The organism is Paenibacillus chibensis, from assembly GCF_004001045.1.
In the GTDB taxonomy this organism is placed as follows: Bacteria; Bacillota; Bacilli; order Paenibacillales; family Paenibacillaceae; genus Paenibacillus_AQ; species Paenibacillus_AQ chibensis.
This window is the reverse complement of record NZ_BIMK01000010.1, coordinates 116,847-138,760: the sequence shown is the minus strand read 5'-3', so window position 1 is coordinate 138,760 and position 21,914 is coordinate 116,847. Positions and strand designations below refer to the sequence as shown.

At 52.0% G+C, this 21,914-nt stretch carries 17 protein-coding genes; 14 read left to right on the top strand and 3 right to left on the bottom strand.

The window, feature by feature from the left end; translation table 11 throughout:
• The first annotated feature begins 11 nt into the window (after window positions 1-11).
• From PCH05_RS10460 to murI, 4 genes are all read left to right on the top strand, one after another.
• The gene (locus tag PCH05_RS10460) at window positions 12-641 is read left to right on the top strand and encodes a pyridoxamine 5'-phosphate oxidase family protein (RefSeq protein ID WP_127602324.1); all 630 of its coding nucleotides are present in this window, start codon (window positions 12-14) and stop codon (window positions 639-641) included.
• A 208-nt stretch (window positions 642-849) separates the two neighbouring features.
• Complete coding sequence (locus tag PCH05_RS10455; RefSeq protein WP_164766614.1) at window positions 850-6,984, top strand: S-layer homology domain-containing protein; 6,135 nt, start codon at window positions 850-852, stop codon at window positions 6,982-6,984.
• A gap of 327 nt (window positions 6,985-7,311) precedes the next feature.
• Window positions 7,312-8,340, top strand: coding sequence for a DinB family protein (locus tag PCH05_RS28010; protein WP_307719527.1), 1,029 nt, complete (start codon window positions 7,312-7,314; stop codon window positions 8,338-8,340).
• Between the two features lie 147 nt (window positions 8,341-8,487).
• Window positions 8,488-9,312, top strand: coding sequence for a glutamate racemase (gene murI / locus PCH05_RS10440; protein ID WP_127602322.1), 825 nt, complete (start codon window positions 8,488-8,490; stop codon window positions 9,310-9,312).
• Between the two features lie 20 nt (window positions 9,313-9,332).
• Here the strand turns inward: murI and PCH05_RS10435 are convergent, their stop codons facing one another.
• Window positions 9,333-10,091 (bottom strand): MBL fold metallo-hydrolase, encoded by a 759-nt coding sequence (locus tag PCH05_RS10435; protein WP_246049449.1) that lies wholly within the window; start codon window positions 10,089-10,091, stop codon window positions 9,333-9,335.
• Between the two features lie 249 nt (window positions 10,092-10,340).
• Window positions 10,341-11,390, bottom strand: a complete 1,050-nt coding sequence (locus PCH05_RS10430) for a 2,3-butanediol dehydrogenase (protein ID WP_127602321.1) — start codon at window positions 11,388-11,390, stop codon at window positions 10,341-10,343.
• Between the two features lie 297 nt (window positions 11,391-11,687).
• Here PCH05_RS10430 and PCH05_RS10425 point away from each other — a divergent pair, with 297 nt between their 5' ends.
• The 3 genes from PCH05_RS10425 to PCH05_RS10415 all read left to right on the top strand — a co-directional run bounded on the left by PCH05_RS10425 (window position 11,688) and on the right by PCH05_RS10415 (window position 13,812).
• Entirely contained in the window at window positions 11,688-12,719 is a 1,032-nt protein-coding gene (locus PCH05_RS10425) for a LacI family DNA-binding transcriptional regulator (RefSeq protein WP_127602320.1), read from the top strand.
• A gap of 67 nt (window positions 12,720-12,786) precedes the next feature.
• A complete protein-coding gene (fosB, locus tag PCH05_RS10420) occupies window positions 12,787-13,209 on the top strand; it encodes a metallothiol transferase FosB (protein ID WP_127602319.1) in 423 nt (140 codons plus the stop codon).
• An 18-nt stretch (window positions 13,210-13,227) separates the two neighbouring features.
• A complete protein-coding gene (locus PCH05_RS10415; protein ID WP_127602318.1) occupies window positions 13,228-13,812 on the top strand; it encodes a histidine phosphatase family protein in 585 nt (194 codons plus the stop codon).
• Window positions 13,813-13,905: 93 nt separating this feature from the next.
• Here the strand turns inward: PCH05_RS10415 and PCH05_RS10410 are convergent, their stop codons facing one another.
• Window positions 13,906-14,928, bottom strand: coding sequence for a LacI family DNA-binding transcriptional regulator (locus tag PCH05_RS10410; RefSeq protein WP_127602317.1), 1,023 nt, complete (start codon window positions 14,926-14,928; stop codon window positions 13,906-13,908).
• Between the two features lie 495 nt (window positions 14,929-15,423).
• Here PCH05_RS10410 and PCH05_RS10405 point away from each other — a divergent pair, with 495 nt between their 5' ends.
• The 7 genes from PCH05_RS10405 (at window position 15,424) to PCH05_RS10375 (ending at window position 21,891) form a co-directional block, all read left to right on the top strand.
• Complete coding sequence (locus tag PCH05_RS10405) at window positions 15,424-16,347, top strand: carbohydrate kinase family protein (protein ID WP_127602316.1); 924 nt, start codon at window positions 15,424-15,426, stop codon at window positions 16,345-16,347.
• 287 nt (window positions 16,348-16,634) lie between these two features.
• Window positions 16,635-17,567, top strand: a complete 933-nt coding sequence (gene pfkB, locus PCH05_RS10400; RefSeq protein ID WP_127602315.1) for a 1-phosphofructokinase — start codon at window positions 16,635-16,637, stop codon at window positions 17,565-17,567.
• A 146-nt stretch (window positions 17,568-17,713) separates the two neighbouring features.
• On the top strand, window positions 17,714-18,127 hold the full coding sequence (locus tag PCH05_RS10395; RefSeq protein WP_127602314.1) for a GNAT family N-acetyltransferase: 414 nt from the start codon (window positions 17,714-17,716) through the stop codon (window positions 18,125-18,127).
• 27 nt (window positions 18,128-18,154) lie between these two features.
• Window positions 18,155-18,823 carry an HAD family hydrolase gene (locus PCH05_RS10390; RefSeq protein WP_246049448.1) on the top strand — a complete coding sequence of 223 codons (669 nt, stop codon included), beginning with the start codon at window positions 18,155-18,157 and terminating at the stop codon, window positions 18,821-18,823.
• Window positions 18,824-19,055: 232 nt separating this feature from the next.
• Window positions 19,056-20,105, top strand: coding sequence for an ABC transporter substrate-binding protein (locus PCH05_RS10385; protein ID WP_127602313.1), 1,050 nt, complete (start codon window positions 19,056-19,058; stop codon window positions 20,103-20,105).
• A 72-nt stretch (window positions 20,106-20,177) separates the two neighbouring features.
• The gene (locus PCH05_RS10380) at window positions 20,178-21,095 is read left to right on the top strand and encodes an ABC transporter permease (protein ID WP_127602312.1); all 918 of its coding nucleotides are present in this window, start codon (window positions 20,178-20,180) and stop codon (window positions 21,093-21,095) included.
• Window positions 21,088-21,891: an ABC transporter ATP-binding protein gene (locus PCH05_RS10375; RefSeq protein ID WP_127602311.1), complete on the top strand. Its 804-nt coding sequence runs from the start codon at window positions 21,088-21,090 to the stop codon at window positions 21,889-21,891. Before PCH05_RS10380 ends, PCH05_RS10375 begins: the two co-directional genes overlap by 8 nt.
• Window positions 21,892-21,914: the final 23 nt, after the last annotated feature.

Below are 21,914 nucleotides of genomic sequence, written 5' to 3'. Positions count from 1 at the left end.
GAGGTGGGAACATGAGCATATTCAAAGATTTGATCCAATCCGAAGAAGAGCTGGAGCAGCTTGCAGGCAGGCCGCGGGAGCTGGTTAACCAGAAGGTCATCGAACGGATAGACCATCACTGCCGGAACTTCATTTCGCTGTCGCCGATGGTATTCGTCGCTACCAGCAATGCAGAAGGAGCGTGCGACTGCTCTCCGCGCGGCGATGCCCCGGGCTTCGTACATATCGTGGATGATCATCATCTCGTGCTGCCGGAACGCCCGGGCAACCGCCGTTACGATACGCTGCGCAATTTGCTTGCGAATCCGCGGATCGGGCTGATTTTCATCATTCCCGGTTTGGAAGAAACATTGCGGATCAACGGCAAAGCATACATTATCCGCGACCGCGATCTGCTGGAGCGGATGACAGCCCAAGGCAAAGTGCCTGCCGCCGGCATCGGGGTCGAAGTGGAGGAATGCTATATGCACTGTGCCAAGGCTTTTAAACGGTCCGGACTATGGCAGCCCGATTCCTGGCCGTCATCCGAGGTCCTGCCTGACCCGGCGGAGATCATTGCCGAGCATGCCGGAAGGCTGCGCCTCTCCACTGAGGAGGTTCGAGCGTCCTTAAAGGAGAGCTATGAGCAAAGATTGTACTAATCAAATTTGATGGATGAATGGAACTGCATGTGTGCGGCTCCTGTTTTTTATTGGTTTATGAATGAAAAATGTTTTATTTAATATATTTCGAGATTTAACGATATTAACTATCCATTTACGAAGCATTAATATTCAGCGAACATTTCCTTTATACAATAGAAATGGAAGTAGCGAAGCCATGCCAATGATAAAGGAGATGGAAGCAGCATTGAACAGGACCAACCGAATGAAACGAAGCGTGACGATCGTCATGCTGAGCAGCATGATACTTGCGGCGGGAACGCCATCCTTTGTTCCCGCGCCGGTGAGCGCGGAACCGTCAACCGTGGAAGCGCCTGCAGAAAATGGACAGATCAGCTCCGGCCGTCCATCGGAGACGATCCTCCTGCAGCATACGCCGGCAGCCTCGGTTCCCAAGAAGCAGGACTATGCAGTAACCGCACAAATTGAAGGCGTAACCGGTCCATGGACGGGACAGATCCGTTTCTCCGTTGATCGAGAAGACCAAATGCCGGTTCCTTTGTCGCCGGGTCAGCAGGCGGATACATACGTAGGCGTTATTCCAGGCGAGCCATTGATTGGACATGAGCTGATGTACACCATCGAAGTATGGGATACGGAAGGAACGATCCTGAAGTCCGAAACGTACACGACCTCGATCCAGACTGAAGCGGAAGCCTCTCAGAACGAAGTGCCGCAAGCGATGGCGGCTGCCGCGCAAGTGCCTCCGCTGCTGATTACCGAGATGGTACCTGACACCACAGACCTTCCGGGAACCACAACGGACGCTTATGAATTTGTAGAGGTTTACAACAATACGGATCAGCCGGTAAACTTCAAAGATTATACTTTTTTCTATAACAACAAGGATGTATGGGCACCTGATGCCGCAACGGATGTGGTCATCCCGGCACGTCAACCTATCGTATTCTGGATTATGAACGACAAGAATACGGAAGTAAAAACCGAGGAATTTAATCAAAATTACGGAGCTCAATTAATTGAAGGCGTCAATCTGTTCCGCATACCCGGTAAAGGAGGAATGGCTAACGGCAGCGCGCGAACGTTGATGATTAAGGCGGCGTCGGGGGAAACGGTGGTATCGGCTTCCTATGAACCATCCCATGTCAAAGCGAATATGGGCGTGTTCTTCAAGCATCCTGCGGCCGGAAGCATCGTGATGGGCGTCTTGGATTCGTCCGGGAAGCTTCCGGCAACGCCGGGAAGCATCGATCCTGATCAGGCGGTGCCGCCGGTTGTGGATGAGGGTCAGCAGACTGATATCAGCCATGGCCCAGCGGAGGCCGTGGATGCCAAGGATCTTGAAATCAAAGCCCATGTCAAAAATCCGGGGACCAATGCGGATGGCTCCAAGGCTCCCGTAAAGCTTCTCTACAAGACGCCGGCGCAAGCAAGATATACCGTGACGACGATGACGGATTCCGGTGGCAGCGGAGATTATGCGGCTACGATTCCCGCCTCGGCCCTGGTAGAGCCCACGCTGCAATACCGAATTCAAGCAGGCGTGTTGGACAAAGCATACACGACTCAGGTCAACATGCCGGCATTCGATGCTTCCAAAGCACCGACGCTGCTTGTAACGGAGCTGGTTCCCAATTCAGCGAACGTGCAGGGGACTTCTTCGGATGCATACGAATACATCGAGGTGTACAACAATACCGATCAGCCGGTTAACTTCAAAAATTACAAAATCTATTACCGATATCCGGATAAAGGGCCGTCCGCGGACGTGGAATGGGCCTCTGTGAACAAGGATTTTACGATTCCTTCCAAGCAATCCGTTGTATTCTGGATTAAAAATACGGCTAACACGAACTACAAGGCAGATGATTTCAACAGCTTTTATCATACGAACCTGATTCCGGACGTAACGCTGCAGAGCATTCAGAGCGATGGTATGGCTAACTCCGGCAGACGGGCGGTCGTTATTAAGACGAATACAGGCAAAGAGATTTCTTCCGCTTATTATGACGCGGACCTCATGTATGAGGGCGGGACGAAGTCGGATGAAACGAAAGAAGACAAAGCGATTGTTTACAGTTATCCGGTGAATGGGAGCAGCGTGATGATCAAGGCCAGCTCCGGCAGCGCGGCGCCCTCCCCGGGATTGGTCCTTCCATCGCAGGTACCGGCTGCACCCGTACATGTTGAACTGGATGCGGAGCCTCCGGTGATTAAGGATTTGACCGGTCTGACTGAAGTGGATCAGTCCAAGGGGCTAGAGATCAAACTGGATGCCAAGGACGATCATGAAGTCGCTTCCGTCGAGGTGTACGTGCGCTCCGACAAGCAGAGCGATTTCACCGTGCACCGCTTAATGGAAGACTACAATGATATGATGTATCATTACAGGCTTACCTCGGCCGATCTGATCGGACGCAAATACATCGAATATTATTTCGTGGTGTCCGACGGGACGAACGAAACGAAATCGAATACGGCCCAAGTGGACGTAACCGGCGGCTTTTATGGCGAACCGCTGCGTCTGAACGTTAAAGACAAGGAAATCTTGAAAGGCACGCACACGATCAAGGGGACGTCCGAATCCGGTGTAGCGGCTGGCGTGAGCCTCTCTCTTGACGGACAGCAAATCGGAGATAGCGAGACAGCTTCGGCACTGGAGCATGACGCCTATTTCGTATTTGACGCCGTGAACGTGGATTATTATTTTAAAAACGCCGTAACGATGGGCCCGCCGGAGCTTGAAGATAAAACGATTCTATATACGTTCATGGATCCGATAACGACGTATACAACCCTGTCCTTCCCGATCAGCGCCGAGCGCCTGAACGAAGGGGATAACGTTATTTTTATCCGGGCGGGATCGAAAACGTCGCCGTTTGACAAGCGTCCGGAAGAGAATAAGGATGATTTTGAAGTTAAAAACGTCAGACTGCTGCTTGCAGACGGCACGGAGATTTGGGATCCTGCCTATGCCGAACAAGAAAAACAGATCAAGATGGGCGATTCCGCAGGTAAAAGCGAAGCCATCGGATTCCATTTTGCATTGAAGAAGGAGAACCTGAAAGCCAAAGCTTACACCTGGAACACGAAGACGGCCAAGGATGGCCCTCATCAAATCAAGGCAACGGACGGGACGAAGGAAGTGACGGCCAGCGTCATTGTCGATAATACGGCGCCTGTCATCAAGCCGACCCTTGAGGAAGGCAAGGAATATCGAGGCGAATTCGTCATTGATGCGGATGTGACGGATGCTTACGCCGGGGTAGATCAGGTCACCGTTAAGCTGGATGACACAACGATTGCGCTTCCGTACGCTACTTCTTCCGGACAAATGAAGGGTGGCACGCATCAGCTGCATATCCAGGCGTCCGATCATGCTGGAAACATTTCCGAGCAAACCGTGAGCTTTAAGGTGCCGGACGAAAATCCGCTTGCCCCGCAGTTGATCAGTCCGACTCAGGGACAGACCGGTGTGGGCAGCTCTGCCGGACTGACGGTGAAAGTCCAGGATCCAAACGAGGATCCTATGAAAGTCACCTTCTATAAGGGATTCAAATATGATGGAAGCCGTCCCGAAGTCTTTGCGGGTTATACGAATACGTCGGTAACCGAACCTCCGAAGGAAATGTCCCCTGCCGGGGAAAAGGCGCTTACCAAGGAAGACTATGAAAAGATCAGCGCGGAAGACGGGAAGTATCTCGTGAATGATTCCGTGGAGCAGTTTCCTTATCAGCGCTTTGAAGTGAAACTGGATCCTTCTGTAAAAAGCAGCGACAGGGTCGAAATCAATTGGAAGGGCAAATCACTTGAAGGGCGCAAGGTCAGCTTGTATGCCTGGAGCCAGACGCGCCAAAAATGGGAGCAGCTGGATCATGTGATTGCCGGCCCGGACGATTTTGCGTTGGAGGCGGTCGTTCAGGCCGGTGACTATGCGAGCGGCGGCAAAATCGATGTGATGGTGCAGGATGAAATCGCGGTCCAAGCTGCCGGCAGCGGCAGCAAGCCGACGCCGGAAACGCAGGATCCATATGATTTTTCGTTTGTCTGGATGTCCGATACGCAGTATTACTCCCAAAGCTATCCGCTGATTTATCAAAAGATCGTCAACTGGGTCGTGGAGCAAAAGGAGAAAATGAATATAAAATACGTGATCCATACCGGGGATGTGGTGGATAAATCCTACCAGGAGTACCAATGGATCGAAGCCGACAAGGATATGAAGGTGCTGGAAAATGCCAATATCCCTTACGGCGTGCTTGCAGGCAATCATGACGTCGATCATCAGAACAACGATTATACCAAGTTCAAGCAGTATTTCGGTGCGGACCGTTTCCGAAACAGCCAGGTGTACGGCGGTTCGTATGACGATAACATGGGCCATTACGATCTGGTTTCGTCGAACGGTAATGATTTTATCATCGTATATATGGGCTGGGGCCTAGGTGACAAGGAAATCGACTGGATGAACGAGGTCGTTGCCAAATATCCGGAACGAAAAGCGATTCTCTGTCTTCATGAATATCTGCTTGTATCGAATAACCGGGCGCCGATCGCCGATCAAATTTTCGAGAAAGTTATCAAGCCGAATAAAAATGTCATCGCTGCGTTGTCCGGCCACTATCACGATGCGGAGCTTAAAGTGGACCAGCTTGACGACAATGGGGATGGCATTCCGGATCGCAGCGTGTATCAAATGCTGGCCGACTATCAAGGCGCGCCGGAAGGCGGACTCGGCTATATCCGCTTAATGCAGTTCGACATGAAGAACAACAAGCTGCATATCAAAACGTATTCTCCTTATCTGGACGATTACAATTACTATGATCCGCAGACTGAGCCCGGCAAGGACGAATTCAGTCTGGACCTTGGACTTGCGCCAACCACCAAACGCGTGGCAACAGATTATATCGGCGTCAAAGTGTATACGGACGAGAATATCGGTGCCCAGTCCGACGTGAAGAGCGGCACTGAAGCTACCGTCGTCTGGAAAGGGCTTGCCGCCAACAGCTATAACCAGTGGTATGTCAAAGCCGAGGATGCGTTCAGCGGCAGCGTGCTGTCCGATGTTTGGGGCTTCTATACCGGCAAGGAAACCGGCGAAGTTCATCCGGAAATTCCGGGAAGCGGCGGTCATGGCAGTGACGGAAGCGGATCGACAAATTCCGGAACGCCAAGCGCCCCTTCGAATCCAGCACCCGAAACGGGAAAAGGGCAGCTCGCGCTGCAGCCTTCGTCTGACGGTGCATACCGTGCGGATGCCAAGGCGCTTGAGCAAGCCCTTGTCGGCACTACGAACGGCAAGGTAACGCTGGTGTTAAACGGCAGCAGCAGCGGACAACCCGCAGATTTGGCCTTGTACCTCCCGGCTTCAGCGGTCAAGAAAGCGAAGGACAGCAATCAGTCCCTGATTATCGCTGCACCGGGCTTGAACGTGACGTATCCGGCAGCAGCACTTCCGGATCATTTGGATGATGCGGAGCAGCTGCTGCTGAAGATCGACACATCCATGAATGACACCATGAAACAAGCGCTATCCGGCGCGATCGGGTCCTCGACCAATTATATGCATGGCGGCCTGGTGTTCACGCTGCGGTTGTCCCTCATCAAAGGACAGTCTGAAACAGCCGTTACCGCATTTGGAGGTCCGGTTACCATCAACCGCAGCCTGTCAGCTGAACAGTTAAAGCAGCTGCAGTCCGACTATGCTGGCGTATATCTTTTGCAAGGCTTGAAGCCGAGCTATAAGGGCGGACGCTTTGATGGAAGTTCTGTCATTTTCTCGGCGGAGCAGCCAGGCGCCTACGCCGTGCTGGAATATCATAAGCAGTTCAAGGACGTACAGGGCACCTGGGCGGATGAATATATCGCCAAGCTATCTGCCAAGCATTGGATCCAAGGCATTGATGATGAGCATTATGCTCCCGGCTTGAACGTAACTCGGGCCGATTTCGTTACCCTGGCTATGCGCGCAGCCGGCGTTGACATGTCTGCTGCCGGTCAGAACTTCAAGGATATGCCTGAAGCTGCTTATTATGCCGCGGCTGTGGCGGAAGCGGTGAAGCTAGGCATCATCCAGGGGAGTGATGGCAAATTCCGGCCGCAGGATACCGTTACCCGCGAGGAAGCGGCCGTCATTCTGGTAAAGCTGAGCGATGTGTTATACGGCAGGGAGCGGACCGGTTCCGGTAAGGAGGCCTTCAAGGACATGAATCAGGTGTCGTCCTGGGCTGCCGAAGCCGTTGGCCGGGCGAATCAGCTGGGGTTCATGAACGGGAAAGGCGGAGGCCGTTTTGATCCGAAGGGATTTGTTACCCGCGCGGAGCTGGCCAAATTGATTTACCAAATGATCACGAATTAATGAATACAGGTGAAGAAGCCGGGTGCGCTGAGTCCCGGCTTTTTCGTCACGCGTCATATTTTTCATGGTATACTATTTCCTATATAAGATGATCAGGAGCAGAATACATAATCGAGGCCGTGGTACCCCCTTTATGAGCGGATTTATGCGCTAAATCCGTCCCGGATGTAAGCTTGCGGAGGGAAAACAATAACTTTTCTGCATACGATGAAAAGCATAGAGGTTTTCAAAGACGGGCGCATTACGCGATATGCAGCGAGTTTCAGAGATTTAAAGCAATAACGACATCGAAAGAGGATGAACCCATTGCGAAGGAGAGCCCAACCGATGAAAGCTTGGTTTGAATATAACTGGCAGGTCAGAGATGAATGGTTCGAGGTTTGGGATCAGCTGCCGGCCGAAGAGCTTGTAAAGGAAAGAACAGGAGGCGTCGGATCGATCCTGAAGACGTTATTCCATATTGTCGATGTGGAGCTTAGCTGGGTTCGCGCCATCGAAGGGCTGGAAGATTGGGAACCCCGGTTCGAAGATTATCCCACACTGGATGCGGTGAGAAGATTATCGGATGATTGCCGCCGGCAAATCAGGGATATTTTGTCGACAGCCAGCGATCTCAAGCTTCGTTCCGTGGTGCAGGTATCGTGGCATGAAGAGCCGTTGGTGTATGAAGAGGTCCTCCGGCATGTGACCGCCCATGAGATCCATCATATCGGCCAGCTATCCGTATGGGCCAAAGAGTTGAACGTCAAACGGGTGTCCGCTAATTTTATTGACCGGGGACTGGGACAGTCTCTACTGCAAGAAAAGCATGGACCACAACTCCGGGGGGAGGAAGGCAGTAATGTGATGGTGCGTATCAAAGGAATGAACCGTGAGGATGCGGAGAACATCGCCCTATGGACATATCCCGAGCCCTACGAACTGTACAGCATGGATGGAAGCGAAGAGGATATCGGGGAATTGCTGAACGGGGACTACATGTCCTGCCGGGACGATCAGGGGCAAATGATCGGTTTTTACTGCTCCGGCATTTCTGCACGCGTTCCGGGCGGTTATGAAGCAGGCATCTATGAGGATGACGGCTATGTAGATTTCGGACTGGGGATGAAGCCTGAGCTTACCGGCCAAGGGAGCGGATCCCGTTTTGTAGAAGAGGGCGTACGATACTTGCAGCAAGCTTTTCCGGGCAAAGGGATCAGGCTTGCCGTTGCTTCGTTCAATGCAAGAGCCATTCGGGCATATGAAAAAGCGGGCTTCGAACGTATCCGCGAATTCGCTTCACCCATTCACGGCCGTCCTGTCGAATTTATATGCATGATTAAGGACCGAGAGCAGCAGCCTCCGAGTGAAATCTAGCAGCTATGATTCAAGGGTCGGGAAAGATGTGTATTATTTTTCCATGGCTGATCGCCTTGACTTTTGGCAATAATTTGGTTTTCATCATATAGGGGATTAAAGAAGAAGACAAGTGTAATGAATCTATGAAAAATCAGGTGAACAACAATGCGAATTGCGCTTTTTGATTCAGGGTTAGGCGGATTAACCGTACTTTCTGAAGCCGTGAAGCAGCTGCCCAATGAGGACTTTTTATTTTTTGCCGACACGCTTCATGTACCTTACGGCACGAAAACGAAGGAGCAGGTGCAAAGGTTTGTGCGTGAGTCGCTGGATCAAATGCTAACAGAAAACATCAAAGCGCTGGTCATTGCGTGCAATACCGCGACCAGTGCCGCGGCGGAGGAGCTGCGCAAGGAATGCAGCTTTCCGATCATCGGGATGGAGCCTGCAGTGAAGCCTGCCGTCGAGATGAACCGTGACACCGGAAAAAGGGTGCTCGTGGCTGCCACGCCGCTGACGCTCCACCAATCGAAATATGCCCAGCTGGTGTCCCGCGTGGACGACCACAGCATCGTAGATTCGCTGCCTCTACCGGAACTGGTAACGTACTGCGAGGCCATGCAGTTTGATGATGACGTGCTGACCGCTTATTTTAACGAGAAATTTGCCGCGTACCCTCTGGATGACTATGGAACACTGGTGCTGGGATGTACGCATTTTCCTTTTTTCAAGCCGCTGCTAAGCCGGATTCTGCCCAAGCATATCGAGATCATTGACGGCAGCTGCGGTACCATCCGCAGACTCCGCCATGTACTGGATAGCAAGGGATTGCTTGACGGACAGGGCAGGGGGGATATCCGCTTTGCTTGCTCCAGCCAGGATCCGGTTTATTTGCGGAAAATGCAGCAGGCATTCGACCTGTTTCATAGCCGCGAAAGCCATGAGGATCGGGCCGTGCATCCGGCTAATGAACTCAAAGTGAACGGATAGTCCCGCCGGCCGCCGGCCGTTTAGCCGGATATCAGCTCCCGCAGGGCTTGGCTGACTTGATTCCTGTACATTCCGCCGTGATAGCATATCACAGCCTCTGCATCCAAGGCAGCCAGCTTTCGGATCGATTCCGCTGCGAGAGGCATATCCAGGGTCTGCTCCGGATCGGGACCGCAAAGACGGCCGTCAACGACTCGAAGGGCGTCGGCGGCAATAAGCGTTCGACTCGGGACGTGAAATAAACTGAGATGACCGGGCGTATGTCCCGGTGTCGCAATAACTTGAATGCCGCCGCACAGGGGCAGGAGTTCTCCGTCATGAATCACACGGCTTACGGGTGATTGTGGCGGATTTTTTAATGTGGAGAGAAATGCCTGCTTCCAGGCCTCAGGCACATCGGCGGGAATCATAGCTTCGGCAGCCCGGATGGCTTCAGGGGTGATTTTAAGCAGCATTCGCTCGCCTTCGATATAAGGCTTTTCCTGGGCGCTTGCCAGCACCTCGGGCGGATGTTCTGCTTGTTCGAGCATGGCCGGCAGGCTGCCGATATGATCGAGGTCCTGATGAGTTAATATCACATGGGTTATGTCTTGAATGTCGATGCCGTAAGGAGCAAGCGCTTCCGAGAATTTGGAGCTTTGCCCGGGATAACCGGTATCCACCAGTATCACGTGCCCCGAGTCATGGATCAAGACGGGGTGGATCGTATCGGTCTTACCCATGACGATGGAAGAAATATTCAGCATATGAATGTGACTGGCGTGATTGGTCTGATTCATACAAGTACCCTCCATGAAAAGAATAGATTCAACGAGCGAGTACTATCATAACGCCATCAAAAATCGGTGTCAAACAGTAAATATTTTATTATAACACAAAAATAATTATTTGTCAATATACAAATCATGAGGTCCATGGACAGCAAATAAGCGAACAATTATAAAAAAAGAGCCGGGATTCTCGCGAAGAGAAACCGGCTCTGCCATAGGAAGATGGAAAGTGGATAGATAGTAAACAATAAAAACGAATTATTCCGGCTTAACCAGAATTTTAACCTGATTCTTTTCCTTCAGCAGCGTTTCGAAGCCTTCGGAAAGAACCTCATCCAGACGGATGCGTTTGGTTACGAGTTTGTCCGCAGGGAAATAGCCTTTGTCCATCAGGCTGATTACTGCAGGGAACACGTCGCGATAACCGATGATGCCCTTGATCGTGCGTTCCATCATCACCACGTTGTTTGGCTGGATCGGAGCTTCCTTTTCAAAGATGCTGACGATCATCAATTCGCCGCCCATTTTGGTGGATTGCAGAGCCTGGGTAAGCACTGGGGGTACCCCGGTCACTTCATAGGCAACATCCACGCCGCCGCCTGTGCGTTTGTGAATTTCCTTGACAGCGTCAAACTCCTTCGGATCGATAACGATCGCGCCGAGCTCCGCCGCCTTTTCCTTGCGTTCAGGGGACAGTTCCACGGCATAAATCTCGGATGCGCCGGATGCTTTCAACGCTTCGATCACAAGCAGTCCGATTGGGCCTGTGCCAAATACGGCCGCTTTATCCCCGACTTTCAGTTTGCTCGAACGAACGGCGTGAAGGGCAACGGCGGAAGGCTCCACCAGAGCGCCTTGCTCGTAGGAAACGGAGTCGGGAATTTTGTGGACCATGACTTCATCGGCAGCCACGTAGCTCGAGAATCCGCCTCCGCCGCCAGCGAGTCCCAAGAAGCCCATTTTTTCGCAAAGGTTGTATTTGCCTTGCTGACAAGCTTCGCATTCGCCGCAGGCGTAAATCGGTTCGACAACGACACGGTCGCCAACGCTGACTTTGCTGACGCCTTCTCCGATTTCTACGACTTGTCCGGAAAATTCATGTCCCATGACGATCGGAGCTTTCTCGCCGGTCAAAGGATGCGGTGCCGCCTGAGGAATGAAAATCGGGCCGGATGTGTACTCGTGCAGATCGCTGCCGCAAATGCCGCACCATTCCACTTTGATTTTCACTTTGCCTTTGGAAGCAGCCGGTTCCTCGATGCTGTCAAGACGCAAGTCTTTTTGCCCATGCCATCTTAGTGCTTTCACGTAGGTCATCTCCTGTTTGGTAAATTAGATCATCATTATGAATACATGAGCTGTTTTTGCTCATAAAAGGAAACGTTTCCGGTGATTAATATGTCACATATTCACGATGTTGTCAAACTTAAAATTGCAAATATTAACGTCTTGAAAGCCGTGTAAAGCTTGTGGAATACCAGTTTACAGGCATGGACGCTGCTTTCAGATTTATTGAAAAAAGCTTTAGTGGTATAATAGAGATAAGGTTACGGATGAAACGATTTTTTAGGAAACGATTCCATATAAGAAAGGGACAAATGCAGCTTGCCAAACAAATCAAAAGTAACGATAGAGGATGTAGCCGAAAGAGCCGGCGTCGGCATTGCGACGGTATCCAGAGCCATCAACAATTCTGGCGGCATCAGCGAAAAAACGAAGGCTAAAGTGCTGCAGGCAATCGACGAGCTCGGGTTTATCCCCAGCATTGCCGCCCAAAGCCTGAAAATCCGCAATACGAACCAAATCGCGCTCGCCGTACCGGATATACGCAATGCCTTCGTTCCCGAAATTGCGTGGGCGGTCGAGCAGGCAGCCAAGCAGCACGGCTATCGCGTGGTTCATATCGACACGTCCGGAATCGGCCGCATTGAGCTAGAAACGATCCGGGATGTGAAGAAGCTGCACGTGGATGGTTTGATCATTCTGCCCCTCGCCTACCCGAAGACTTTCACAGAGCTGGTCAACAAATCTCCGGTTCCCATTTCGATCATCAATTACGGCAAGAAACTGGCCCCGGACATTAAAGCGGACATTGTCTGCTTGTCCCAGCAAGAGGGGCGGCTCGCGATGGAGCATCTGATCGGCATCGGCCGGACGCGGATTGCTTATGCCGGGGCGCCGCGGGATATCATCGAAGAACGTTACAATGCCTATGTCAATTCACTTAGCCATGTGGATGTGTCGCTAGTATATTTCGGCGAGGATTTCTCTTTGAATACGGGAGCGAAGGCCGCGGATTATTTCAAAAGCTTGAAGAATATGCCGGATGCGGTATACGCGGGCAATGATATGGTGGCGATCGGCTTGATTAACCGCTTCAAGGAACTAGGGGTGCGGGTGCCTGAAGATGTGGCTGTATGCGGCATCGACAACAATATTTACACGACGATTACATCACCGCAGATCAGCTCGGTATCCATCATGGGGGTTGAAGTGTCCCGATTGGCTACAGAGCTGTTGTTGAAGCGCATTCGCGAAAATGTGACTGGCGTTTATGAGAAGGTACAGTTTGAACCGAGACTCATCGTGCGGGAATCCAGCGTGAAGATCCAGCGTACCACGACCTATCTGGATTAACGGCGATGTTCCGTCATGCTTCAAGCTTAGGAAACGAGCATATATCAACGGCTTGAAAGGGGCTCTTATGAAAATCCAGGGAATCAATCATTTATGTTTTTCGGTTTCGGATCTGACGGCTTCGATGGATTTTTATGAGCGTATTCTTGGCGCGAAACCGTTGGTGAAAGGGAGAAGCCTTGCGTATTTTGATCTGAACGGGTTATGGATCGCGCTTAACGTGGAAGATGTAGCGCGTGAGCCGATGCCGATGACGTATACCCATATCGCCTTTACCGTGGCCGAAGAAGAGTTTGATGCATGGATGAAGCGTCTGAGGGACGGGGAAGTGCGCATTCTTCCAGGGCGCGAGCGGGACGAGAGGGACAAACGATCCGTATATTTTCTGGATCCTGACGGACACCGGTTCGAGCTTCACACCGGGAGTTTGCAGGACCGTATGGACTATTACAGGGCAGACAAGGATCATATGACTTTTTATAGCGAATAACATGACTGGAGGCGGCATATGACGACGATCGGATGGGTCAGACACGGCATAACGGATTGGAACTTGGAGAGAAGAGCACAGGGGCAAACCGACGTTCCGCTGAACGAAACGGGCCTGGCGCAGGCGCGGGCTTTGGCGGAGCGTTTTAGAAACGAAAAATGGGACGCGATATATGCCAGCGATTTGTCACGGGCAAAGGAAACGGCGGAAACGATCGCGGCGGCGCTGAACGTCCCGCTCCATCTGGATGAACGCCTGCGCGAAATGGCTTGCGGCAAAATGGAAGGAACGACGGAAGACGAGCGTATCCGGATGTGGGGCGAAGACTGGGGAGACATGGAACTCGGCATCGAATCGGATGAATCGATGCTTCAGCGGGGGATGGCAGCCGTAGAGGATATTTGCTTAAGATATCCAGGGAAACGGGTCCTGGCGGTGAGCCACGGGGCGCTGATCGCGACGCTGCTTCCGGCTCTGGTTCCGGACATGAGCGAGAAGGAGCATCTTCATAATACCTCAGTGACGCTCGTTCGGCAGCTGAATGAGGCGTGGGTCTGCGATTTGTACAATTGCCGCCGGCATTTGGACGCGGTCAATCTCTAAAGAGCGGATCGCAATCAGGATGATTTCTATGAAAATATGAAAGGGCATTTCCCTGGTCACCGGACCTGATGGAAATGCCCTTTTCTTCTCGGATTAACGTCCGGCTTGCCAGTCGCTTGAAGCGCGGAACTTGGGCTCGAACGGTACCGAGATCGTGACTGGCAGCGGATAGGGATCGCGGATTGACTGAAGCAATGCTTTGGCCGCGATGGCGCCGATCTCGTAAGTCGGAATATGAATGGTGGACAGCGGCGGCACGGTGTATCGGGATGGCTCGTTATCGTCGAATCCGACGACCGCAAAATCCTGAGGGATGCGATAGCCTTTTTCCGATATGGCCCGCATGGCCGCCATCGCCATAATGTCACTTGCCGCGAATACCGCAGTAGGCAACGGTTTGGATGTGCGCTCAAGGAAAGAAAGCATGAGCTGGTAAGCCTGATCCGGTTCCCACTGCGCATCAAGGATGCGTTCGGGATGGAAGGGGATCCCGGCTTCATCAAGCGCCTGCTTGTACCCTCTAAATCGTTTCTCGCGCTCCATTTTGCCGGATAAACCGGTACCCCCGATAAAGAGAATGTCCCGGTGGCCCTGCTGCGTCATATGGGAGACAGCGGTCCGTGCCGCTTCAACCCGGTCATAGGATACAACGGGGATGCTGCTGTCCTGCACGTCAATGCCGACGATAGGACAATCATGCTTGCGGATTTGACGATAAATCGTTTCGTCAATGCCTTCGATCAGAATCATGCCTTCGATATGGTTATCCTGCAGCATTTGTTTCAGCGACTCGGGCTTCTGCAGCTCCTCCTGCGTATAAGTAAATGCGAGCTTGTAGCCGTTTTTCCCGAGCTCCTGGTCGATGCCGTCCAGCATCACCGAAAAGTAGGGGTGATAACGCCGGTTTTGCATGGTCGAAACAATGCAGCCGACAAGCTTGGTCTGATTGGGGAGCGAGCCCGAGCTTTTGGCTTGGTAGCCGAGCTCACGCGCCGTGTCCCAGATTTTCTTTTTGGTTTCCGAATTCACGGAGCGGTTGCTCTCATTGGAAAGCACCCGTGAAACGGTGGATACCGACACGCCGACAATGCTTGCGATGTCCTTTAGTGTAGCCATGGTATGACCGTCCTTTACTGATATATATATTTGCCGCAAATTCATCATGATACAGAAGAAGTATGAATAATCCTAATTCCGGATGATGATTTTGATGGGAAAATGCGAGTTAAATATAGCTTGTATCTATTCATGTTATGACAAATAGGATCGAAGGTCAAACGAAAATAAACAAGGCATGGTCCCGAAAGATTTGGGTAAATTTGCGGCAAAAAGTGAGAAAATGAGATTGACTTTGCATAGATATGGACATACAATTTGCCTGAGAGAGTCCGAAATGAAGAGGGCAGTCTGCAGGAATATCACCGGTTGGCTGGGGTATCAAATATGGAGGCCTGGAACTTTCATCTGAAATGAGTATTCACTTGCACGACTTTATACCGCATACAGAAATGCAAATTTGCGCAAAATCGACTGGTTTTGCAGGGAGACATTGCTGCCAGCAGATCTTCAACGGATAACGAAGATGAGCTTCAACGAAAAGGGGAGAGCGGAATGAACATTGTTGTGATCGGCGAATTGAATGTGGATGCCATAGTAAGGGGAACGGATTTAATACCGGAGTGGAACCGCGAGAAGCTGATTGATTCTTTTGAAATCGTGCTGGGTTCTTCCTCGGCCATTACGGCGTGTGCGCTGGCCGGGTTAGGCGCGGATGTGCATTTTGTGAGCGTGGTTGGCGATGACGACTTCGGGCGTTTCTGCGTGAAAGAGTTGGAACGGATGGGCGTAAACACGGCGCATGTGATCCGGAAAGCGGAGCTTAAGACCGGGGTGACGCTTTCGTTTTCGACGCCGAGCGACCGCGGGCTCATGACTTTTCCGGGCAGCATACCTCTCTTGAAACCGGAAGATATCCATGAAGCGGTGCTTCGTGAAGCGGATCATGTGCATTTCGGCTCCTATTTTCTGCAGGACGGAATGCGTCCTCACTGGGAGACGCTGTATGCGCAGCTTCGCAGCCAAGGCATAACCACTTCCTTCGACACGGGCTGGGATGTCCATGGCGTCTGGCACCGGCAGGGCATTGACCGGCTTCTGCCGCATACGGATTTATTCATTCCGAGCGAAGAGGAAGTCATGCATATATACGAATCCGATAGCTTGGAGGAAGCATGCGGGATGCTTCCGGCTGAAGCTCATACCACCGCCGTGAAGTGCGGCAGCAGAGGAGCCATGCTGCTTGAGCCTGGCTCGGAGCCGGAAATGGTTGCCTCCTTCAAAGTGACACCGGTGGATACTACGGGTGCGGGGGATGCATTTAATGCCGGTCTGATCTATGCATTTTGCAATGGGCTGCGCGGCCGGGAAATGGTGGCATTCGCCAATGCCAGCGGCGCGATATCTACCCAGGGGGTTGGCGGAACGGGCTCCCTTCCTTCGCTTGGGAAGATCGAGACTTTGATGCAATCCGTCTGAAGCGAGTGCAGACGGATGAAATGAACGGCGGTGAGTCCTTCCGTGCCGATCACTGCATCCATGTCCAAATCGTTGTGCAATGCTAAGAGGGACGGTATACTTTGGGTATTGCCGGTGTGTCCCAGCCTGATACGGCAGGAATGCTAGACCGAAATTTCAGGATCGGATAAAGGGGACATCGAGAAGACATAGCTGTCGGCGAGCGAGGGGAATCCGCGGCCTTCCCCGGGTCGTCGCAAGGTGGATATGCTCGCCCGATCAGCTTAAGATGGGATGACAGGAGACATATGATTACGACCGTAACACTGAATGCAGCCATCGATAAAACATATTACCTGCCTTCGTTTCCACTGGGCAAGGTGTCCCGGGTTCAGCGCTTCAATGCCGCGCCGGGCGGCAAAGGAATCAATGTGGCGAAGGTCGTTGCCCAGTTGGGCGTTCCGGTAACGGCAACCGGTTTTGTAGGCGGCATGAATGGAGAGATCATTAAGCAGCAGTTAACCCGGATGGGAATTGCACATGATTTTGTGTCTGTGGAAGGCGAATCCCGCATTTGTCTTAATATTCTCGATGAGGAGCACGGCACTTCGACGGAATTGCTTGAGCCGGGCCCGACCGTCAGCGAGGCGGCCCTGGAGGAGATGAAGCAGAGAATCCGTGATCTGGCTTCGCGATCCCAAATCGTTTGCTTGAGCGGCAGTCTGCCGGCCGGTGCTCCCAAGGATTATTACGTGGAGCTGGTTCAAATCGCCAAGGAAGCAGGCGCATATGTCATTCTGGACGCAAGCGGCGACGCCTTGCGCCATGGCATTGAAGCCAAGCCACATATGATCAAGCCGAATGAAGAGGAAGTTGCGGCACTGCTTGACATCGAGGTAGCGGATGAAGAGGCGCTGCGGAACGCGGTGGAAACCCTGCTTCACAAATACGAGATGGAACGGATCAGCGTTTCTCTTGGGGGGGCCGGCTCATTGACGGCGGTGAAGGACGGATGTTATCGCGTCACGACGCCGAAGGTCGAGGTCGTGAATACTGTAGGCTGCGGCGATTCTTTCGTGGCAGGCATGGCCGTGTCGCTGGCCCGCAAGCTTTCGCTCGAAGATGGTCTCGCGATGGCCTCCGCGGCCGGGACCTCCAACGCCATGACCGAACAAGCGGGTCAAATTGATCCGGCGGTGTTCGAGCAGCTGCGGAAACAGGTGCAAATGGTCCGGCTTTAAACCGACATCAATCGCAATGTTGTATTTTGGCCGGGCGCGGGGCGTCCGGCCCGTTTGAGTTCAAGCCTCCGAAGGGCCGGAAAAGGATTTTCAACAGGTGTGGAGAAGCTTTTATAAACCAAAAAAATTCGGAGGTGTGTGAAACCATGCAGCTCGAAAATCACGAGTTCCTGGTTAGTGACCGGAAGGAGCTGCTGCAGCTTGACCGGATCGCAGCCTTGTTGAGGGACAGCTACTGGGCCCAAAACCGGCCGGTGGAGATCATTGAGGCATCCATAACCAATTCCATCTGCTTCGGAGTTTATGACAATGGCGTTCAGATCGGCTTCGCCCGGGTCGTGACGGATCTGGTTACGGTGTATTATCTTTGCGACGTGATCATCGACCCAGCGTATCGCGGACGAGGACTTGGCAAAATGCTGGTCGAAGCGATTACGAACGATGAAAGATTTGCCCGGCTTCACGGCTTATTGGTGACCGCAGATGCCCACGGGTTATACGAGCAGTATGGATTTGTGCGCGATCCAGAGCGCACGCTTCGCCGGAAACGGGCGGAATAAAGGCAGAACATAACAACAAAGAAAAAGGTGAGTGAATTGATCAAGGCAGTCGTTTTTGATTTTGACGGGCTGATGGTAGATACGGAAACGCCGGCGTATCATGCCTTTTGCAAGGTTTACGGCGAATATGGAAAGGAACTGCCGCTTGCGATGTACGCCCAGTGCGTCGGTACTTCCTTTGATGTGTTTAATCCCTATACATATTTGGCGGAAATATTGGTGCATTCCGTGGACGTGGAGGTTATTCGCAAGCAGGTCGATGATCAGTACCGCGAACTGCTGCGGCAGATCGAGCCGAGACCCGGCGTGGTGGATTATTTAAACGAAGCCAAAGTATTGGGGCTGAAAATCGGACTCGCTTCCAGCTCCTATTTCAACTGGATTGAGCCCTACTTGACGAGATTTGGTCTTCATGAGTATTTTGACTCGATCAATACGGCGGATTTGGTGAAGGAAGTGAAGCCGGATCCCGAGTTGTATCTCATCTCCCTTCAAAAGCTGGAGGTTCATCCGGAAGAAGCGATATCGTTCGAGGATTCACTGAACGGTTTTACGGCTGCGAAAAGCGCAGGGCTGCGCACCGTGATCGTGCCGAACGAAATGACGAGCACATTCCCGTTCGAGCATTATGATCTCAAAATACCGAGCATGGAAGCGATGACGCTGAAAGAGGTTATCAGGCAGATCGAGCAATAAAACCGGGCGGAAAGATTGGAATAATTACCACTATATAGGGAATAAAAAGTTTCGTCTTTTTTGTCGTATACCGATTGACGGATCCGGGAGTGCCCATATATGATTATGAATAATCAATTCATCGTATAGACTTTGCGCCTATACAGAAAGCGGCACTTCTTTTTTTTATCCATACGCTTTAACGCTTTCGAACACAAAAGCAATGTAGAGGAAAATATTGGAGGGGGCTTTGATGTTGAAAAAGAAATCATTGTTAACAATCGTGATGTCGGCGCTCCTCGTAACGGCGCTGGCAGGCTGCGGCAGCACGGATGGTAAGAAAACCGAAGCGGAGAGCAGCGGTTCCGGCAGCAGCCCAGCGGAAAACAAGACGTACAAGATTGCAATCTCGCAAATCGTTGAACATCCTTCCTTGGATGCAACGAGAGAAGGCTTTCTGGCAGCGCTGAAGGATGCCGGAATTACCGAAGGCAGTAATTTGAAAGTGAATTACAAAAACGCTCAGGATGATCAGACGAACAATCTGTCGATAGCCAAGACGATTGCATCAGAGAAGGATGATTTGGTGCTCGCCATCGCGACGCCTTCCGCCCAAGCCATCGTGAAAGAAGTTAAAGACAAGCCGGTCCTGTTTGCAGCCGTTACCGACCCGCTTGATGCGAAGCTCGTGTCCAACCTTGATAAACCGGGCGGCAACGTTTCGGGGGTATCGGATACGAATCCGGCAGCCGTGCAGAAGTTAATGGATTTCATCGCTAAGCATTTCCCGAATGTTAAGTCTGTTGGACTGGTTATCAATGAAGGGGAGCCAAACGCGGTTGTCATGTCCAAGAACGCGGAGGAAACGCTCAGCAAGCACAACATCAAGCTGGTAAAGGCGGCGATTACGAACACATCCGAAGTGAAGCAGGCTGCTCAGTCGCTTGTCGGACGTGCGGACGCCATTTTCATCACCCTGGACAACAGAGTGGTCAGCGGGGTGGATACCATTATCCAGGTAGCCAACGAAAACCATATTCCGTTTTTCTCGAGCGACCGGGACACCGTTGAGAAAGGCGCGTTTGCCACTGTAGGCTTCAAATACTACGATCATGGATACCAAGTGGGTCAAATGGCTGTGGATATTCTGAAGAACGGCAAAAATCCAGGAGACATGAAAGTAACGATGCAAGAGAAGCTTGATTTAATCCTGAACTTGAAGGCCGCTGCGGCTCAAGGCATTACGGTGACGGATGAGATGAAGAATGAAGTTCAGGACAAAGAGAACAACATTATTCAATAACGGTAGGGAATTGTTTAGGGGAGTGGCGATATCCTTCGTCCACTCCTTTCATGTCATAAGGAGGAATTCATCATGCTAAGCTCACTCTTGGGTGCGATTGAACTTGGTTTACTCTATGCATTGATGGCGCTTGGAGTATATATCACATATCGGATCCTCGATTTTCCTGATTTGACTGTCGACGGCAGCTTCACAACGGGCGGCGCGATTGCCGCAGTGATGATCACGCATGGATATAACGCCTGGCTTGCAAGCTTAGCGGGCTTCATGGGAGGCGTCGCCGCGGGTGCCTGCACAGGCCTGCTGCATACCAAAGGTAAAATTAACGGACTGTTATCGGGGATTCTTATGATGATCGCGCTGTACTCTATCAATATGAGGATTTTGGGCAAGCCGAATATTGCCATCATGGATGAAAGCACCGTATTTGATATCAACCCTTGGATTCTAATCCCGCTCGTTGTCTTCGTCGTCTTGTTGGTTATGAATTGGTTTCTGCACACGGATCTGGGACTTGCCCTGCGGGCGACAGGCGATAATGACCGGATGATTCGGAGCTTTGGAGCCAACACGGACACCACCAAGATCATCGGAGTCAGCCTTGCCAATGGTCTCGTTGCGCTCTCCGGTGCACTTATCACGCAATCGTCCGGGTTTGCGGACGGCAGCATGGGAATCGGCATGATCGTCATCGGTTTGGCTTCTGTTATTATCGGCGAAGCGATTTTTGGTGCAAGAAACGTGATTCATGCGACGATTGCGGTCGTATTAGGATCAGTCGTATATCGTATTGTGGTGGCCTTTGCGCTTCGGGTGGAATGGCTGGATGCTTCGGATTTGAAGCTGATTACGGCCATTATCGTTATCTTTGCTATGGTGTTCCCGACGGCCAGCCGGGCGATGAAGCAAAAGCAGCAGGCGAAGAAGCGCTCGGCAGAGCTCATTGCGGCATTGCACAAGAGCTCGGCGGGAGGTGATCTCCATGCTTGAAATCAACCGTGTATCGAAGCTGTTTAACCCGGGCTCGCCGGATGAAAAGATTGCGCTGCAAAATATTCAGCTCAGCCTGCGTCCCGGAGATTTCGTAACCTTGATCGGCAGCAACGGGGCCGGCAAATCGACCTTGATGAACATCATCTCCGGCGTTATGAAACCGGATGCGGGCGATGTGACGATTGAAGGCAGAACGATCAGCCATCTCCCCGAATTCCGCCGCAGCCGCTGGGTAGGACGGGTATTTCAGGATCCGATGGCCGGTACCGCGCCGCATATGACGATCGAAGAAAACCTGGCCATGGCATATGCCAGAGGCAAACGCCGCGGACTTGCCTTAAGCATCAAAGCAAGCCGCAGGCAATTGTTTCGTGAATCGCTCGAACGGCTGGGCATCGGATTGGAGAATCGTCTCCGCGCTAAAGTCGGACTTCTGTCCGGGGGCGAACGCCAAGCGCTCAGCCTGTTGATGGCAACGTTCACGCAGCCGGGAATCCTGCTGCTGGACGAACATACGGCAGCACTCGATCCGGCCCGTGCGGAGCTCATTACCCGGTTGACGGAATCCATCGTCCGCGAGATGAACCTGACGACCTTGATGGTTACCCATAACATGGAGCAGGCGATCCGGCTCGGGAACCGTCTGATCATGATGGACAAAGGACAGATCATCCTGGACATCGACGAACAGCGGAAAAAGCATCTGACCGTTGAAGAGCTTCTCGGCGAGTTTGAGCGGATCAGCGGACATAAGCTCTCGGATGATCGGATCGTACTGGCTAGAAGTGAATAACATGGTCAGCGACAACCTGCTCA

Coding starts and splice junctions, on each gene's coding strand:
- PCH05_RS10460 (WP_127602324.1), top strand. CDS start 12: ATGAGCATATTCAAAGATTTGATCCAATCCGAAGAAGAGCTGGAGCAG.
- PCH05_RS28010 (WP_307719527.1), top strand. CDS start 7,312: ATGAAAGCTTGGTTTGAATATAACTGGCAGGTCAGAGATGAATGGTTC.
- murI (WP_127602322.1), top strand. CDS start 8,488: ATGCGAATTGCGCTTTTTGATTCAGGGTTAGGCGGATTAACCGTACTT.
- PCH05_RS10435 (WP_246049449.1), bottom strand. CDS start 10,091: ATGAATCAGACCAATCACGCCAGTCACATTCATATGCTGAATATTTCT.
- fosB (WP_127602319.1), top strand. CDS start 12,787: ATGAAAATCCAGGGAATCAATCATTTATGTTTTTCGGTTTCGGATCTG.
- PCH05_RS10415 (WP_127602318.1), top strand. CDS start 13,228: ATGACGACGATCGGATGGGTCAGACACGGCATAACGGATTGGAACTTG.
- PCH05_RS10410 (WP_127602317.1), bottom strand. CDS start 14,928: ATGGCTACACTAAAGGACATCGCAAGCATTGTCGGCGTGTCGGTATCC.
- PCH05_RS10405 (WP_127602316.1), top strand. CDS start 15,424: ATGAACATTGTTGTGATCGGCGAATTGAATGTGGATGCCATAGTAAGG.
- pfkB (WP_127602315.1), top strand. CDS start 16,635: ATGATTACGACCGTAACACTGAATGCAGCCATCGATAAAACATATTAC.
- PCH05_RS10395 (WP_127602314.1), top strand. CDS start 17,714: ATGCAGCTCGAAAATCACGAGTTCCTGGTTAGTGACCGGAAGGAGCTG.
- PCH05_RS10385 (WP_127602313.1), top strand. CDS start 19,056: ATGTTGAAAAAGAAATCATTGTTAACAATCGTGATGTCGGCGCTCCTC.
- PCH05_RS10380 (WP_127602312.1), top strand. CDS start 20,178: ATGCTAAGCTCACTCTTGGGTGCGATTGAACTTGGTTTACTCTATGCA.
- PCH05_RS10375 (WP_127602311.1), top strand. CDS start 21,088: ATGCTTGAAATCAACCGTGTATCGAAGCTGTTTAACCCGGGCTCGCCG.